Origin of the sequence: Enterobacter sp. 22499 (assembly GCF_052044815.1) — a bacterium.
Classification (GTDB): Bacteria; Pseudomonadota; Gammaproteobacteria; order Enterobacterales; family Enterobacteriaceae; genus Enterobacter; species Enterobacter bugandensis.
Genome location: NZ_JBQENR010000002.1, coordinates 449,013 through 463,738, shown reverse-complemented (window position 1 = coordinate 463,738; position 14,726 = coordinate 449,013). Strand labels below are relative to the sequence as shown.

The 14,726-nt window shown below is 59.0% G+C and carries 15 protein-coding genes; 12 read left to right on the top strand and 3 right to left on the bottom strand.

Translation table 11 applies throughout. The annotated features are described in order from the left end of the window. Positions 1–20 precede the first annotated feature (20 nt). Positions 21–506 (top strand): phosphohistidine phosphatase SixA, encoded by a 486-nt coding sequence (sixA, locus tag ACTJI7_RS10045; RefSeq protein ID WP_003861375.1) that lies wholly within the window; start codon positions 21–23, stop codon positions 504–506. 46 nt (positions 507–552) lie between these two features. Here sixA and smrB read toward each other — a convergent pair whose 3' ends face one another. Next, positions 553–1,104, bottom strand: a complete 552-nt coding sequence (gene smrB / locus ACTJI7_RS10040; RefSeq protein WP_008502613.1) for an endonuclease SmrB — start codon at positions 1,102–1,104, stop codon at positions 553–555. Between the two features lie 145 nt (positions 1,105–1,249). Here smrB and prmB point away from each other — a divergent pair, with 145 nt between their 5' ends. From prmB to ACTJI7_RS10010, 6 genes are read left to right on the top strand one after another with little or no spacing between them, the layout of a single operon-like run. Next, on the top strand, positions 1,250–2,182 hold the full coding sequence (prmB, locus tag ACTJI7_RS10035) for a 50S ribosomal protein L3 N(5)-glutamine methyltransferase (protein ID WP_023312578.1): 933 nt from the start codon (positions 1,250–1,252) through the stop codon (positions 2,180–2,182). Positions 2,183–2,242: 60 nt separating this feature from the next. Further along, positions 2,243–3,328, top strand: coding sequence for a chorismate synthase (gene aroC / locus ACTJI7_RS10030; RefSeq protein WP_028013970.1), 1,086 nt, complete (start codon positions 2,243–2,245; stop codon positions 3,326–3,328). A 2-nt stretch (positions 3,329–3,330) separates the two neighbouring features. Next, positions 3,331–4,155 (top strand): penicillin-insensitive murein endopeptidase, encoded by an 825-nt coding sequence (mepA, locus tag ACTJI7_RS10025; protein ID WP_060571938.1) that lies wholly within the window; start codon positions 3,331–3,333, stop codon positions 4,153–4,155. Then, complete coding sequence (locus tag ACTJI7_RS10020) at positions 4,155–4,964, top strand: sulfite exporter TauE/SafE family protein (RefSeq protein WP_041908882.1); 810 nt, start codon at positions 4,155–4,157, stop codon at positions 4,962–4,964. Before mepA ends, ACTJI7_RS10020 begins: the two co-directional genes overlap by 1 nt. Beyond that, complete coding sequence (locus tag ACTJI7_RS10015; protein WP_045259677.1) at positions 4,964–5,509, top strand: elongation factor P hydroxylase; 546 nt, start codon at positions 4,964–4,966, stop codon at positions 5,507–5,509. Before ACTJI7_RS10020 ends, ACTJI7_RS10015 begins: the two co-directional genes overlap by 1 nt. 13 nt (positions 5,510–5,522) lie before the next feature. Then, positions 5,523–5,798, top strand: coding sequence for a YfcL family protein (locus ACTJI7_RS10010; RefSeq protein WP_028013966.1), 276 nt, complete (start codon positions 5,523–5,525; stop codon positions 5,796–5,798). A 53-nt stretch (positions 5,799–5,851) separates the two neighbouring features. Here ACTJI7_RS10010 and mnmC read toward each other — a convergent pair whose 3' ends face one another. Continuing rightward, positions 5,852–7,849: a bifunctional tRNA (5-methylaminomethyl-2-thiouridine)(34)-methyltransferase MnmD/FAD-dependent 5-carboxymethylaminomethyl-2-thiouridine(34) oxidoreductase MnmC gene (gene mnmC / locus ACTJI7_RS10005; RefSeq protein ID WP_440670140.1), complete on the bottom strand. Its 1,998-nt coding sequence runs from the start codon at positions 7,847–7,849 to the stop codon at positions 5,852–5,854. Between the two features lie 158 nt (positions 7,850–8,007). Here mnmC and fabB point away from each other — a divergent pair, with 158 nt between their 5' ends. Both fabB and ACTJI7_RS09995 read left to right on the top strand, forming a co-directional pair. Then, entirely contained in the window at positions 8,008–9,225 is a 1,218-nt protein-coding gene (gene fabB / locus ACTJI7_RS10000; RefSeq protein ID WP_023336433.1) for a beta-ketoacyl-ACP synthase I, read from the top strand. Between the two features lie 68 nt (positions 9,226–9,293). Then, positions 9,294–10,472: an MFS transporter gene (locus ACTJI7_RS09995; protein ID WP_045259679.1), complete on the top strand. Its 1,179-nt coding sequence runs from the start codon at positions 9,294–9,296 to the stop codon at positions 10,470–10,472. An 89-nt stretch (positions 10,473–10,561) separates the two neighbouring features. Here the strand turns inward: ACTJI7_RS09995 and flk are convergent, their stop codons facing one another. Further along, a complete protein-coding gene (flk, locus tag ACTJI7_RS09990) occupies positions 10,562–11,566 on the bottom strand; it encodes a flagella biosynthesis regulator Flk (RefSeq protein WP_028013964.1) in 1,005 nt (334 codons plus the stop codon). A 113-nt stretch (positions 11,567–11,679) separates the two neighbouring features. Here flk and pdxB point away from each other — a divergent pair, with 113 nt between their 5' ends. From pdxB to truA, 3 genes are all read left to right on the top strand, one after another. Then, positions 11,680–12,816 (top strand): 4-phosphoerythronate dehydrogenase PdxB, encoded by a 1,137-nt coding sequence (gene pdxB, locus ACTJI7_RS09985; protein WP_045631484.1) that lies wholly within the window; start codon positions 11,680–11,682, stop codon positions 12,814–12,816. A 67-nt stretch (positions 12,817–12,883) separates the two neighbouring features. Next, positions 12,884–13,897 carry an aspartate-semialdehyde dehydrogenase gene (locus tag ACTJI7_RS09980; RefSeq protein ID WP_028013962.1) on the top strand — a complete coding sequence of 338 codons (1,014 nt, stop codon included), beginning with the start codon at positions 12,884–12,886 and terminating at the stop codon, positions 13,895–13,897. Continuing rightward, the gene (gene truA / locus ACTJI7_RS09975; RefSeq protein ID WP_126326756.1) at positions 13,897–14,709 is read left to right on the top strand and encodes a tRNA pseudouridine(38-40) synthase TruA; all 813 of its coding nucleotides are present in this window, start codon (positions 13,897–13,899) and stop codon (positions 14,707–14,709) included. The genes ACTJI7_RS09980 and truA overlap by 1 nt, the downstream gene beginning before the upstream one ends. Positions 14,710–14,726: the final 17 nt, after the last annotated feature.

Sequence of the window (14,726 nt, the reverse complement as noted above, 5' to 3'; positions counted from 1 at the left end):
GTTAACAAAAGCGGTGCAATATGCAAGTTTTTATCATGCGTCACGGCGACGCGGCACTCGATGCCGCCAGTGACTCAGTACGTCCTTTAACCGTCTGTGGCTGTGACGAATCCCGTCAAATGGCGACGTGGCTTAAAGGTCAAAAAGTGGACATTGAACGTGTTCTGGTGAGTCCGTTCCTGCGTGCAGAACAGACGCTGGACGTGGTAGGGGAGTGTATGAACCTGCCATCCAGCGTGGACGTTCTCCCTGAGCTGACGCCATGCGGCGATGTCGGTCTTGTCAGCGCTTACCTTCAGGCGCTGTGCAATGAAGGTGTCGCTTCCGCACTGGTCATTTCCCACCTGCCGCTGGTCGGCTATCTGGTATCTGAGCTGTGCCCGGGCGAAACGCCGCCAATGTTCACCACTTCCGCCATTGCCAACGTCACTCTCGACGAAACCGGCAAAGGGGTCTTCAACTGGCAAATGAGCCCGTGCAACCTGAAGATGGCAAAAGCCATCTGACGTGACGTGTGACAGGGCGGGGTACTACGTGTTTCCCGCCCTTCTGTCATGGCAACTCTGGCGGCTGCCACTCCTCAACTTCAATCAACACCAGCAATGCGGCATCGCCGCCGTACTCTTTCGGTGCCTGATGAAACGCCATTACGTGCGGGTGCTGAGCCAGCCACAGCGGCGTCTGTTGCTTCAGAATGTGTTTACCGTGGCCGTGCATCACGCAGGCGCAAAAAACATGTTCGCGGCGACAGGCGGCAATCAACGCCCCCAGCTCCTGTTTCGCCTGCATCTGGGTTAAGCCGTGCAGATCGAGAAACAGCTCCGGCGAATAATCTCCGCGTCGTAACTTTTTCAGCTCAAAATGGCTGACGTCTTCGCGCACGTACTTCACAGCCCCTTGCGTATTGAGCAGCGGCTGAAATTCATCTGAAAAATAGTGGCTGTTATCCGCCTGCTCCTGGAGCAGCCGTTTGACCGGAACTTCGCTGATTTTTTTACGCTGCGGACGGTGGACAATCGTGTCCTGCGCGATTTTACGCGTCCCGGTCATCAGCTGGCGGAAGAGAGCCTGATCCTCCTCGCTGAGCGATGTTTTCTTTTTCATTCGTCATTCTCATCTCGTATTTCCGATAGTGTACCCGACTAAACGCATTTTTTAACCTCAAGCGGTACGCGTCATTGCTGATTTATCGCCGTCTTCATGGCAAACTAGCCGCCGAAAATTATGCGAGCATGCCCTGGAGGAAAGAGTGGATAAAATATTTGTCGATGAAGCAGTAAACGAGCTGCATACCATACAGGACATGTTGCGCTGGTCGGTTAGCCGCTTCAGCGCCGCTAATATCTGGTACGGTCACGGTACCGATAACCCGTGGGACGAGGCCGTTCAGCTGGTGCTGCCGTCTCTTTACCTGCCGCTGGACATTCCGGAAGACATGCGCACCGCGCGCCTGACCTCCAGCGAAAAACATCGCATCGTTGAGCGCGTGATCCGTCGCGTAAACGAGCGCATTCCGGTGGCTTACCTGACCAACAAAGCCTGGTTCTGCGGCCACGAGTTTTACGTCGATGAACGCGTGCTGGTACCGCGCTCGCCGATTGGTGAGCTGATCAACAACCACTTTGAAGGCCTGATTAACCATCAGCCGCAGCACATTCTCGATATGTGCACCGGCAGCGGCTGCATCGCCATTGCCTGCGCCTACGCTTTCCCTGAAGCGGAAGTGGACGCCGTCGATATCTCCACCGACGCGCTGGCCGTGACCGAACACAACATCGAAGAGCACGGCCTGATCCATCACGTCACGCCAATCCGCTCTGACCTGTTCCGCGACCTGCCGACGCTGCAGTACGATCTGATCGTCACTAACCCGCCGTACGTCGATGCAGAAGACATGTCCGATCTGCCGAACGAATATCGTCACGAGCCGGAGCTGGGCCTGGCGTCAGGCTCGGACGGCCTGAAGCTGACCCGCCGCATTCTGGCCTGCGCGCCGGATTACCTGACCGATGACGGCGTTCTGATTTGTGAAGTGGGCAACAGCATGGTACATCTGATAGAGCAGTACCCGGATGTGCCTTTCACCTGGCTTGAGTTCGACAACGGCGGTGACGGCGTCTTTATGCTGACCAAAGCGCAGCTGCTCGACGCGCGCGAACACTTCAGCATCTATAAAGATTAATCCAGCGGGCTTCGGCCCGTTTCACAACGCTCAAACACAAACAACAACATCGGAGCCGTGATGGCAGGAAACAGTATTGGACAGTTATTCCGCGTGACCACCTTTGGCGAGTCGCACGGGCTGGCGTTGGGCTGTATCGTTGATGGCGTACCGCCAGGCATCGAACTGACCGAAGCAGATTTACAGCACGACCTTGACCGCCGTCGTCCGGGCACCTCTCGCTACACCACGCAGCGTCGCGAGCCGGACCAGGTCAAAATTCTCTCCGGCGTTTTTGAAGGCCGCACCACCGGCACCAGCATTGGTCTGCTGATTGAAAACACCGATCAGCGCTCTCAGGACTACGGTGCTATCAAGGACGTGTTCCGCCCGGGCCATGCCGACTACACCTACGAGCAAAAGTACGGCTTTCGCGACTATCGCGGCGGCGGACGCTCTTCCGCGCGTGAAACCGCGATGCGCGTGGCCGCTGGCGCGATTGCTAAAAAGTATTTGCAGCAGAAATTTGGCATCGTCATTCGCGGCTGTCTGACCCAGATGGGCGACATTCCGCTGGCGATCAAGGACTGGGATCAGGTCGAGCAAAACCCGTTCTTCTGCGCCGATGCGGATAAGCTTGACGCGCTGGACGAACTGATGCGCGGCCTGAAAAAAGAGGGCGACTCCATTGGCGCGAAAGTCACCGTGGTGGCAGATGGCGTCCCGGCTGGCTGGGGCGAGCCGGTATTTGACCGTCTCGACGCCGATATCGCCCACGCGCTGATGAGCATCAACGCGGTGAAGGGCGTCGAGATTGGCGACGGCTTCGACGTGGTGGCGCTTCGCGGCAGCCAGAACCGCGACGAAATCACGAAAGCGGGCTTCCAGAGCAACCATGCGGGCGGCATTCTCGGCGGTATCAGCAGTGGACAGCAGATTATTGCCAACATCGCGCTGAAGCCGACCTCAAGCATCACCGTGCCGGGCCACACGATTAACCGCTCAGGCGAAGAAGTTGAGATGATCACCAAAGGTCGTCACGATCCGTGCGTGGGGATCCGCGCGGTGCCGATCGCGGAAGCGATGCTGGCGATCGTGCTGATGGATCACTTCCTGCGCCAGCGCGCGCAGAACGCGGACGTGACGACCACCATTCCACGCTGGTAAACATGAAAAAAACCGCAATTGCTCTGCTGGCGCTGCTGGCCAGTGGAGCCAGTCTGGCCGCCACGCCGTGGCAAAAAATCACCCATCCGGTGGCGGGAAGCGCGCAGTCCATCGGCGCCTTCTCTAACGGCTGTATCGTGGGCGCGCAGGAGCTGCCGCTGCAATCAGATACCTATCAGGTGATGCGTACCGACCAGCGTCGTTACTTCGGTCACCCTGATCTGGTGCTGTTCATTCAGCGACTGGGGAACCAGGTGCATAACCTGGGGCTGGGGACGATGCTGATTGGCGATATGGGGATGCCTGCCGGTGGCCGCTTTAACGGCGGGCACGCCAGCCACCAGACCGGACTGGATGTCGACATCTTCCTGCAGCTGCCGAAAACGCGCTGGACGTCTGCGCAGCTGCTGAAGCCGCAGGCGCTGGATCTGGTGTCGCGCGACGGCAAAAGCGTGGTGCCCTCGCTGTGGACGCGGGAGGTTTCCAGTATGATCAAGCTGGCGGCGGAAGATAACGACGTCACGCGGATTTTCGTCAACCCGGCGATCAAGCAGCAGCTTTGCCTGGATGCGGGGACGGATCGCGACTGGCTGCGCAAAGTGCGCCCGTGGTTCCAGCACCGGGCGCATATGCACGTGCGTCTGCGTTGCCCGGCGAACAGCCTGGAATGTGAAGATCAGCCGCTACCGCCGCCAGGCGATGGCTGTGGTTACGAACTGCAAAGCTGGTTTGAGCCGGCAAAACCTGGAACCTCTAAGCCTGAGAAGAAGACACCGCCTCCGTTGCCGCCTTCCTGCCAGGCGCTACTGGATGAGCATGTACTTTAATGGATAATTTCGTCGATCTGTTTATGGTGTCACCGCTGCTGCTGGTGGTGCTGTTCTTTGTGGCCATGCTGGCCGGTTTTATCGATGCGCTCGCGGGCGGCGGCGGGCTGTTAACCGTGCCCGCGCTGCTGGCGGCGGGCATGAGCCCGGCGCAGGCGCTTGCCACCAATAAGCTGCAGGCCTGCGGCGGCTCGCTTTCGGCGTCGCTCTATTTTATCCGCCGCAAGGTGGTGAATCTCGCCGACCAGAAGCTCAATATCCTGATGACCTTTATCGGCTCAACGTCGGGCGCGCTGCTGGTGCAGCACGTGCAGTCGGATATTTTGCGCCAGATCCTGCCGATTCTGGTTATCTGCATCGGTCTCTATTTCCTGCTGATGCCTAAGCTCGGTGAGGAAGACCGGGCGCGGCGGCTGCACGGCCTGCCGTTTGCGCTGATTGCCGGTGGCTGCGTCGGCTTTTACGACGGCTTCTTTGGCCCGGGGGCAGGCTCGTTTTACGCGCTGGCGTTCGTGACGTTGGCCGGCTTTAACCTCGCCAAATCCACCGCCCACGCCAAGGTGCTGAATGCGACCTCGAACGTCGGCGGCCTGCTGCTGTTTATCATTGGCGGCAAGGTTATCTGGGCAACCGGGTTTGTGATGATGGCAGGGCAGTTTTTGGGCGCGCGCGCAGGCTCGCGTCTGGTATTAAGCAAAGGGCAAAAACTGATCCGCCCGATGATTGTTGTCGTCTCGGCGGTGATGAGCGCCAAACTTCTTTATGACAGCCATGGACAGGAGATCCTCACCTGGTTGGGGATGAACTAATGAACAGTACGCATAAATACGAACAGCTGATTGAGATCTTCGATAGCTGTTTTGCTGATGATTTTAATACCCGTCTGATTAAAGGCGACGACGAACCGATCTATCTTCCTGCTGATGCAGAGGTTCCATACAACCGCATCGTCTTTGCCCACGGCTTTTACGCCAGCGGTTTGCACGAGATTTCGCACTGGTGCATCGCGGGGAAAGCGCGTCGCGAGCTGGTGGACTTCGGTTACTGGTACTGTCCGGACGGGCGCGACGCCGCCACCCAGGGCCAGTTTGAAGATGTGGAAGTGAAGCCGCAGGCGCTGGAATGGCTGTTCTGCGTGGCGGCGGGCTTCCCGTTCAACGTGAGCTGTGACAACCTTGAAGGCGACTTCGAGCCAGACCGTATCGTCTTCCAGCGCCGCGTGCATGCGCAGGTGATGGAGTATCTTGAGAAAGGCATCCCGGAACGTCCGGCGCGCCTGATCGAGGCTTTACAGAATTATTACCACACGCCGGAGATCACGGCGGAATGCTTCCCTTGGCCGGAAGATCTTTAACAGAGGAAAGAAGATGATCGCAGAATTTGAATCACGCATTCTGGCGTTAATTGATGACATGGTGGAACACGCCAGTGATGATGAGCTGTTCGCCAGCGGTTATCTGCGTGGTCACCTGACGCTGGCGGTAGCCGAGCTGGAAGCAGGTGACGATCACTCTGCCGACGCCGTTCACGCTGAAGTCACGCGCAGCCTGGAAAAAGCCATTCTGGCCGGGGAGCTCTCTCCGCGCGACCAGTCTCTGGTGCTGGGGATGTGGGACAATTTATTCCAGCAGGCTAAACGCTAAGCCGCTGCCCTCTCTTCCCTCTCCCCTTTGGGGAGAGGGGATTCGACCGCACCCTACTTAACCATTTTCCCCTTCAGCAGTTTCCGTACCCACAGTCGATTCGGGTTCAGCCCCGCAAGCGTGGTTCTGTCCAGCGGAACAGGCTCATTACTCATTTGCGCGGCTAACGTTTCAGCCAGCAGCGGCGCGGAGCACAATCCTCGCGATCCTAATCCGCCCAGCATGAACAGTTCCGGATAAACCGGGGCACTTACCGCCGTTTCCTTGTTTTCTGCCAGATCCTGATAGGCCTCAAGCGTCGTGTCGTAGTCCGGCACGTTTCCCGCCATCGGCAGATGATCGCGGGTCGCGCAGCGCACGCCGCAGCGCGCTTCGCCCTCGCTCACGTCAACCTCTTTCGCCCACGCCGCGTCCGGGAAGCAGTCAATCAGGCGCTGGCGGTTTTGCTGCTGATCCGCTTCGCTGTAGCGCATATCCGCTTCGCCACGATGGTAGCTGGCGCCGATGCAGTGATGGCCGTTGGACGGATTTTGTGGCGTCAGATAGCCGTCATAGCACAGCACCTGGCGCAGCTTGCTCAGTTCGGGCGCGGTCGGAATATGGCTTACCTGGCCGCCGACCGGATAAACCGGCAACGTCTCGGTCTGGATAAACTGGCTGATGTTATGTCCGTTTGCCAGCACAACGCTGGCATGGTGTGCCGCTTTGCCATCAGCAAAATGCAGAGTCCACCGTTCTGACCGGCTAAGCGATTCAACCTTATGAGCATAATGCACCCTTAGCCCGCATGACTGCGCCAGGCTAATCGCCGCCGCGGTCAGTTCAGCCGGGCACAGCCAGCCGCCGAGCGGATATTGAATGCCGCCACAGCCGGTTTCCACGCCCGCGGTGTCTGCCACCTCTTGCGCACTGACCGCGCGGGCAATCTCCTCCGGCAGACCCAGCGACAGCATCTGGGCGATTTTTTGCTGGCTCTTTTCATCCCAGCCGAGCTGCGTCACGCCACACCAGTCGTGGTCGAATGCCACTGGCAGCGCGTCGTACAGGCGACGGGCGAAGGTAAAGGCCGCGGGGAAAAACTGGAACAGGGCCGGGTCGTGCGCGCTTAAAAGCGGGTAAAGCGCGCCCTGGCGGTTGCCGGACGCGCCGCTGGCTGGTGCCTCGTCAGCGCAGTAGAGCGTCACCTGCCAGCCCCGGTGCAGCAGCGCGAGAGAGAGCAGGGCGCTGGCAATTCCTCCGCCAACGATCGCCACTTCGCGCGATGCGCTGGCGCTGCGCGCAAACCAGGGAGCCCGAGCGGGAACGTCCAACGTCCGTTCCATCGTGCCGACCAGCATGTCGCGCTTGCGGCCAAAGCCTTTGGTCTTCTGCATGGTAAAGCCCGCGTCCTGCAGGCCGCGGCGAACAAAGCCGGCCGAGGTAAAGGTGGCGAGCGTTGCGCCGGGACGCGCCAGCCGGGCCATCGCGCTAAACAGATGCTGGCTCCACATGTCCGGGTTCTTGGCGGGCGCAAAGCCGTCAAGGAACCACGCGTCCACCGTCTGGTTCATCGCGTCGTCGAGCGTATCGGTCAGGTCGTTAATGTCGCCCAGCCATAAATCCAGCGTCACCCGTCCGCCGTCCAGAATCAGACGGTGGCAGCCGCCGATATGCGGCGGCCACTGCGCCTGAAGCTGCTCCGCCCAGGCTGCAAGCTCCGGCCAGCGCTGGTGGGCGAGCCGCAGATCGTGCGCGGTAAGCGGAAATTTTTCAAAACTGATGAAATGTAATCTTTGTAGCGTAGCCTCAGGGTGCGCAGCGTGAAACTGGTCAAACGCCTGCCAGAGGGTTAAAAAATTGAGCCCGGTGCCGAATCCGCTTTCCGCAACAACGAACAGGCTGCGCGGGTGCGCAGGGAAGCGGGCGCTGAGCTGGTTTCCCTCGAGGAAAACATAGCGGGTTTCTTCGAGTCCGTTATCATTAGAAAAGTAAACGTCATCAAAATCTCGGGAAACAGGTGTACCCTCAGCGTTGAATTCGAGGTTGGCGGGTTGTATAGCGTTTTGTTTCACGTAAGTTACTCGTCTGACAGGCAGTGGCACGATCTTAACGATGTGAGTCCATCGGTGCAAATTTCCGCAGAAAATGTCTGATCGGACTTGTTCGGCGTACAAGTGTACGCTATTGTGCGACTCGAAACTTTTTATAGTGCGACTTACAGAGGTATTGAATGAAACGTGCAGTGATTACTGGCCTGGGCATTGTTTCCAGCATCGGTAATAACCAGCAGGAAGTCCTGGCATCTCTGCGTGAAGGACGCTCCGGGATCACTTTCTCTGAAGAGTTTAAAGATTCAGGTATGCGTAGCCACGTATGGGGTAACGTCAAACTGGACACCACCGGTTTGATTGACCGCAAAGTGGTTCGTTTCATGAACGATGCCTCTATTTATGCTTATCTCTCCATGCAGGAAGCGATCAAAGATTCCGGCCTGAGCGAAGAGGTTTATCAGAACAACCCGCGCGTGGGCCTGATTGCCGGTTCCGGCGGTTCCTCTAAAGCGCAGGTATTCGGTGCTGACGCAATGCGTAGCCCGCGTGGTCTGAAAGCGGTAGGTCCGTACGTGGTCACGAAAGCTATGGGTTCTGCGGTTTCCGCGTGCCTGGCGACCCCGTTCAAAATCCACGGTGTGAACTACTCCATCAGCTCCGCGTGTGCGACTTCCGCACACTGTATCGGTAACGCTGTTGAGCAGATCCAGCTGGGTAAACAGGACATCGTATTTGCTGGCGGCGGCGAAGAGCTGGGCTGGGAAATGGCCTGTGAGTTCGACGCGATGGGCGCACTGTCCACCAAGTACAACGAAACCCCAGACAAAGCCTCCCGTACCTATGACGCGCACCGTGACGGTTTCGTCATCGCGGGCGGCGGCGGTATGGTTGTGGTTGAAGAGCTTGAGCACGCGCTGGCGCGCGGCGCGCACATCTACGCTGAGATCGTGGGCTACGGCGCAACGTCCGACGGCGCCGACATGGTTGCTCCGTCCGGCGAAGGCGCGGTGCGCTGCATGAAGATGGCGATGCACGGCGTTGACACCCCAATCGACTACCTGAACTCCCACGGTACCTCTACTCCGGTAGGTGACGTGAAAGAGCTGGGTGCGATCCGCGAAGTGTTCGGCGACAACAGCCCGGCTATCTCTGCCACCAAAGCCATGACCGGTCACTCTCTGGGTGCGGCGGGCGTGCAGGAAGCGATCTACTCTCTGCTGATGCTGGAAAACGGCTTTATCGCCCCAAGCATCAACATCGACGAGATGGACGAGCAGGCGGCTGGCCTGAACATCGTGACCAAACCAACGGAAGCGACGCTGACCACCGTCATGTCCAACAGCTTCGGCTTCGGCGGCACCAACGCCACGCTGGTTATGCGCAAGCTGAAAGCATAAGCGTTTGAATGTATAATAGAAGGGAGCCGGAAGGCTCCCTTTTTTTATGCCTGAACACGGAGTTATGCATGAAGGCTGTTACCCCCGAGAAGGGCACTCCTTCCGGGAACCTTTCTCTTTTCCGCATCGCCTTTGCGGTATTCCTGACCTACATGACCGTTGGCCTGCCGCTGCCGGTGATCCCGCTGTTCGTTCATCAGGAACTCGGCTATGGCAACACCATGGTCGGCATTGCTGTGGGCATTCAGTTTTTAGCCACGGTATTAACCCGCGGCTACGCAGGACGGCTGGCCGATCAGCACGGTGCAAAACGCTCGGCGCTGCAGGGCATGTTTGCCTGCGGTCTGGCGGGGGGCGCGTGGCTGCTGGCCGCTCTCCTGCCGGTCGACGCCGCGTATAAATTTGCGCTGCTGGTGGTGGGCCGTTTAATCCTTGGCTTCGGTGAAAGCCAGCTGCTGACCGGCACCCTGACCTGGGGGATGGGGCTGGTGGGGCCTGCGCGCTCCGGCAAAGTGATGTCCTGGAACGGGATGGCGATTTATGGCGCACTGGCTGCAGGTGCGCCGCTGGGTTTGCTGATCCACAGCCAGTTTGGTTTTGCGGTACTGGCAGCAACCACCATGGTATTACCGCTGCTGGCGTGGGCTTTTAACGGTTCGGTACGCAAGGTACCCGCCCATAAAGGCGAACGTCCTTCGCTGTGGAGTGTGGTGGGGCAAATCTGGCAGCCAGGGCTGGGGCTGGCGCTTCAGGGAGTAGGCTTCGCGGTGATTGGTACCTTCGTCTCCCTCTATTTCATGAGCCGCGGCTGGGCAATGGCGGGCTTTACGCTGACGGCCTTTGGCGGCGCGTTTGTCCTGATGCGTGTCCTGTTCGGCTGGATGCCGGATCGCTTTGGCGGCGTGAAGGTGGCGGTGGCATCGCTGGTGATTGAAACCGTTGGGCTGGTGCTGCTCTGGCAGGCGCCGGTCGCCTCCGTTGCGCTGCTTGGTGCGGCGTTAACCGGCTGCGGCTGCTCGCTGATCTTCCCGGCGCTGGGCGTTGAGGTGGTGAAGCGCGTGGCGCCGCAGGTCCGCGGTACGGCGCTGGGCGGCTATGCGGCGTTTCAGGATATCTCATACGGCGTAACCGGGCCGCTGGCGGGTCTGTTAGCCACCTCGTTTGGCTACCCGTCCGTCTTCCTGGCCGGCGCGGTTTCTGCGGTGGTGGGGATCGTGGTGACGCTGGTGGCGTTTCGCAGAAATTAACTGTTGTCGCCGGGTGGCGGCTGCGCCTTACCCGGCCTACGGTTCGAGCCGTTCTAGGCCCGGTAAGCGTAGCGCCACCGGGCAAATCCTCAGGCAACCAGCCAGAAAATCGCCAGCGCAATCAATAATGCAATCAACATTAATCCCGGGCGGGCAGAGAGCGTTCTGAACGTCTCCACAACGGGCGCAAACAGCGGGCTGTAGATCGGCTGAACGTTTCTTACCTCCGGCACGCCGCCTTCCCGCTCGGCGCGGCGAACAAAGATCTGATTCAGCACATCCTGCACCTGCGCGGTGGTCAGTACCGTTTGCGGCGTGGCCTGCCAGTTCTGCTGGGCGTAATCCCGAATCACCTCGAACTCGTGCGGTTCCAGCGGCTGTTTAAGCGCCGCCTGAACGGTATGCAGGGTAGGGGCGCTCTGGGTGCTGAGCGTCTGGCGCGCCTGGAGCCAGGTCACCAGATGGGTAAACTGTTTGGCCGGAATCAGCTCGCCCGCCTTCACGCCGGACAGTTCCAGCATGGATTGCCAGATAAGCTTCGTCGACTCGCCGGTGGCGGCGGCCAGTTTGGTCACCATCTGGTTCAGCGTGTTGTGCTCGGCAGGCTGCAGCGGGCGCTCGGTTGAGGGGCGCACCTGAGGCTGCGGAATAGACAACTGATTGTTCTGCAACAGCGTCAGCACGGTTTTAAGCTGGTCTGGCGTCAGCTGGCTCAGGGCGGTCTGGCCATACTGCTGACGGATAAAGTCACTGACAGCCTGACGGTTATTTCCCTGGCCCAGCAGCTCGGTCAACTGCGTGACAATCTGACGCGTGGTGTGGTTCTGCTGCGCGGTCGTAATACGCTGGTTGAGATTTTGCTCGGCGGCAGGGAAATGGCGCGACTGCAGCGGTGCGTCGTTCCTCACGCCTAAATCATGCTTTACCCCGGCCCAGACTTCCGCGTTTTGCTGCGAAGTCAGCGCTATCAGGCGCGTGATCAGTCGCTCCAGCACGGTGCGCTGTTGCGTGGATAGTGGCTGTTCACCGGCAACGTTTGGCGTGACAGGGCCCTCACCCGGAGGGCGTGGCGGCGTACCTGAAATGGGCTGCATCGTCAAAAATCCTTAAAGTCAAAACTCAGCGTAAACCCGGCATACGTATATGCCTGGCGGCCAGATTATGGCACACTTGGCAGGTTTTCTTCCTCTCAAACAGGTACTCAGACGTGAAAATCCTCGTTGATGAAAATATGCCTTACGCCCGCGAGCTGTTTAGCCGCCTCGGCGACGTTAAGGCTGTCCCTGGTCGCCCGATCCCGGTTAACGAACTGGATGACGCAGACGCGCTGATGGTGCGCTCGGTGACCAAAGTAAATGAGGCGTTGCTTGCCGGTAAAGCGATTAAGTTTGTCGGAACCGCAACGGCAGGGACCGATCATGTGGATGATCAGTGGCTGAAGCAGGCCGGAATCGGTTTTTCCGCCGCGCCGGGCTGTAACGCCATTGCCGTCGTGGAATACGTTTTCTCCTCGCTGCTGATGCTGGCCGAGCGCGATGGTTTTGCGCTGAAAGACCGCACCGTGGGAATTGTCGGCGTGGGTAACGTCGGCGGACGTCTGCAAAAGCGCCTTGAAGCGTTAGGTATCCGCACGCTGCTGTGCGATCCGCCGCGTAAAGACAACGGTGACGACGAGGATTTCCGCGCGCTGGATGAGCTGGTTGAACAGTGCGATGTGCTGACGTTCCACACGCCGCTGTTTAAAGAGGGGCCGTATAAGTCCCTGCATCTGGCGGACGAGGCGCTGATTCGCCGTCTGAAGGCTGGCACTATTCTGATAAATGCCTGTCGTGGCCCGGTGGTGGATAATGCCGCGCTGCTGAAATGTCTGAATGAAGGACACGATCTCAGCGTGGTGCTGGACGTCTGGGAGCCGGAGCCGGATCTCAACGTTGAGCTGCTGAACAAGGTTGACGTTGCCACCGCGCATATCGCGGGCTATACGCTTGAAGGCAAAGCGCGCGGCACGACGCAGGTGTTTGAAGCCTATAGCGCCTTTATCGGCCATCCGCAGCAGGTGGCGCTTGATACTCTACTCCCCGCGCCTGAATTTGGCCGCATTACCCTGCATGGCCCGCTCGATCAGGCAACGCTGAAAAGGCTGGTGCATTTGGTGTATGATGTGCGCCGCGACGATGCGCTGCTGCGTAAGGTGGCGGGGATCCCGGGTGAATTTGATAAGCTGCGCAAGAACTACGTTGAGCGCCGCGAGTGGTCTTCCCTGTATGTGATGTGCGACGACGCAGCGGCTGCGACGTTGCTCAAGAAACTGGGTTTTAACGCCGTTCATCACCCGGCGCATTAATGTCTTCTTAATGCTCCCTGTCGGATACGCCGACAGGGACGCTTTTTTATTTCTGGAGTAAACCACCATGTCTGAAGGCTGGAACATTGCCATTTTAGGTGCCACGGGTGCCGTGGGCGAAGCCCTGCTCGAAACTCTTGCCGAGCGTCAGTTCCCGGTGGGAGATATCTATGCGCTGGCGCGCACCGACAGCGCGGGCGAACATCTGCGTTTTGGCGGTAAATCCGTGATGGTTCAGGATGCGGCCGCGTTTGACTGGACCCAGGCGCAGCTGGCGTTTTTTGCCGCAGGTGCTGAAGCCACGGCGTCTTACATTGAAGAGGCGACCAATTCGGGCTGCCTGGTGATCGACCTGAGCGGTCTGTTCTCCCTGGAGCCGGACGTGCCGCTGGTGGTCCCGGACGTCAATCCGTTTGTGCTGGCTGACTACCGCAACCGTAACGTTATCGCGGTACCGAACAGCCTGACCAGCCAGCTGCTGACTGCCCTGAAACCGCTGATTGACGACGGCGGCCTGTCGCGCATTACCGTCACCAGCCTGCTGTCCGCGTCGGCGAACGGTAAAAAGGCCGTTGACGCGCTGGCCGGGCAGAGTGCGAAGCTGCTGAACGGCATCCCGATCGACGAAGATGATTTCTTTGGCCGCCAGCTGGCGTTCAACATGCTGCCGCTGCTGCCGGATCGTGAAGGTTCCGTGCGCGAAGAGCGTCGTCTCGTCGACGAAGCGCGCAAGATTCTGCAGGACGAGGGGCTGATGATTTCCGCCAGCGTCGTACAGTCCCCGGTCTTCTACGGCCACGCGCAGATGGTCGGTTTTGAAGCCCTGCGCCCGCTGGCGGCAGAGGAAGCGCGCGACGCGTTTGGCCGCGGTGAAGATATCGTCCTTTCCGAAGAGAGCGAGTTCCCGACCCAGGTGGGCGACGCCACCGGCAGCGCGCATCTTTCCGTTGGCTGCGTGCGTAACGACTACGGTATGCCGGAGCAGGTTCAGTTCTGGTCCGTTGCCGATAACGTTCGCTTTGGCGGCGCGCTGATGGCGGTCAAGATCGCCGAGAAGCTGGTGCAGGAGTATCTGTACTGATGTCCGAAGTGGATCCAAAGCCGGTTCATAAAATTGCCCTCGGTATTGAGTACGATGGCAGTAAATATTATGGCTGGCAGCGTCAGAATGAGGTGCGCAGCGTTCAGGAAAAGCTGGAAAAAGCGCTCTCTCAGGTGGCAAACGAGCCGATTAACGTCCTGTGCGCGGGGCGTACGGACGCGGGTGTTCATGGCACGGGGCAGGTGGTTCACTTTGAAACCACCGCCGTGCGTAAGGATGCCGCCTGGACACTGGGTGTAAATGCGAATTTACCTGGTGACATCGCGGTGCGTTGGGTGAAAGCTGTGCCGGATGATTTTCACGCGCGCTTCAGCGCAACGGCGCGTCGCTATCGCTATGTCATCTACAACCAGCGTCTGCGCCCGGCGGTGTTAAGCCAGGGTGTGACGCATTTTTATGAACCGCTCGATGCAGAACGCATGCATCGCGCGGCGCAGTGTCTGATTGGTGAAAATGACTTTACGTCGTTTCGTGCGGTGCAGTGTCAGTCCCGCACGCCGTGGCGTAACGTCATGCACATTAACGTCAGTCGTTATGGCGCGTATGTGGTGGTGGATATCAAAGCCAATGCCTTTGTACATCATATGGTGCGGAATATCGTGGGCAGCCTGATGGAAGTGGGCGCCGGACACCAGCCGGAGAGCTGGATTGCAGAACTGCTGGCAGCGAAGGACAGAACGCTTGCGGCAGCAACGGCGAAAGCGGAAGGGCTTTATCTGGTCTCGGTAGACTATCCGGATCGGTTTGACCTGCCAAAACCGCCAATGGGCCCGCTGTTTTTAGCGGACTAAACAAAGGTGCAATTAAG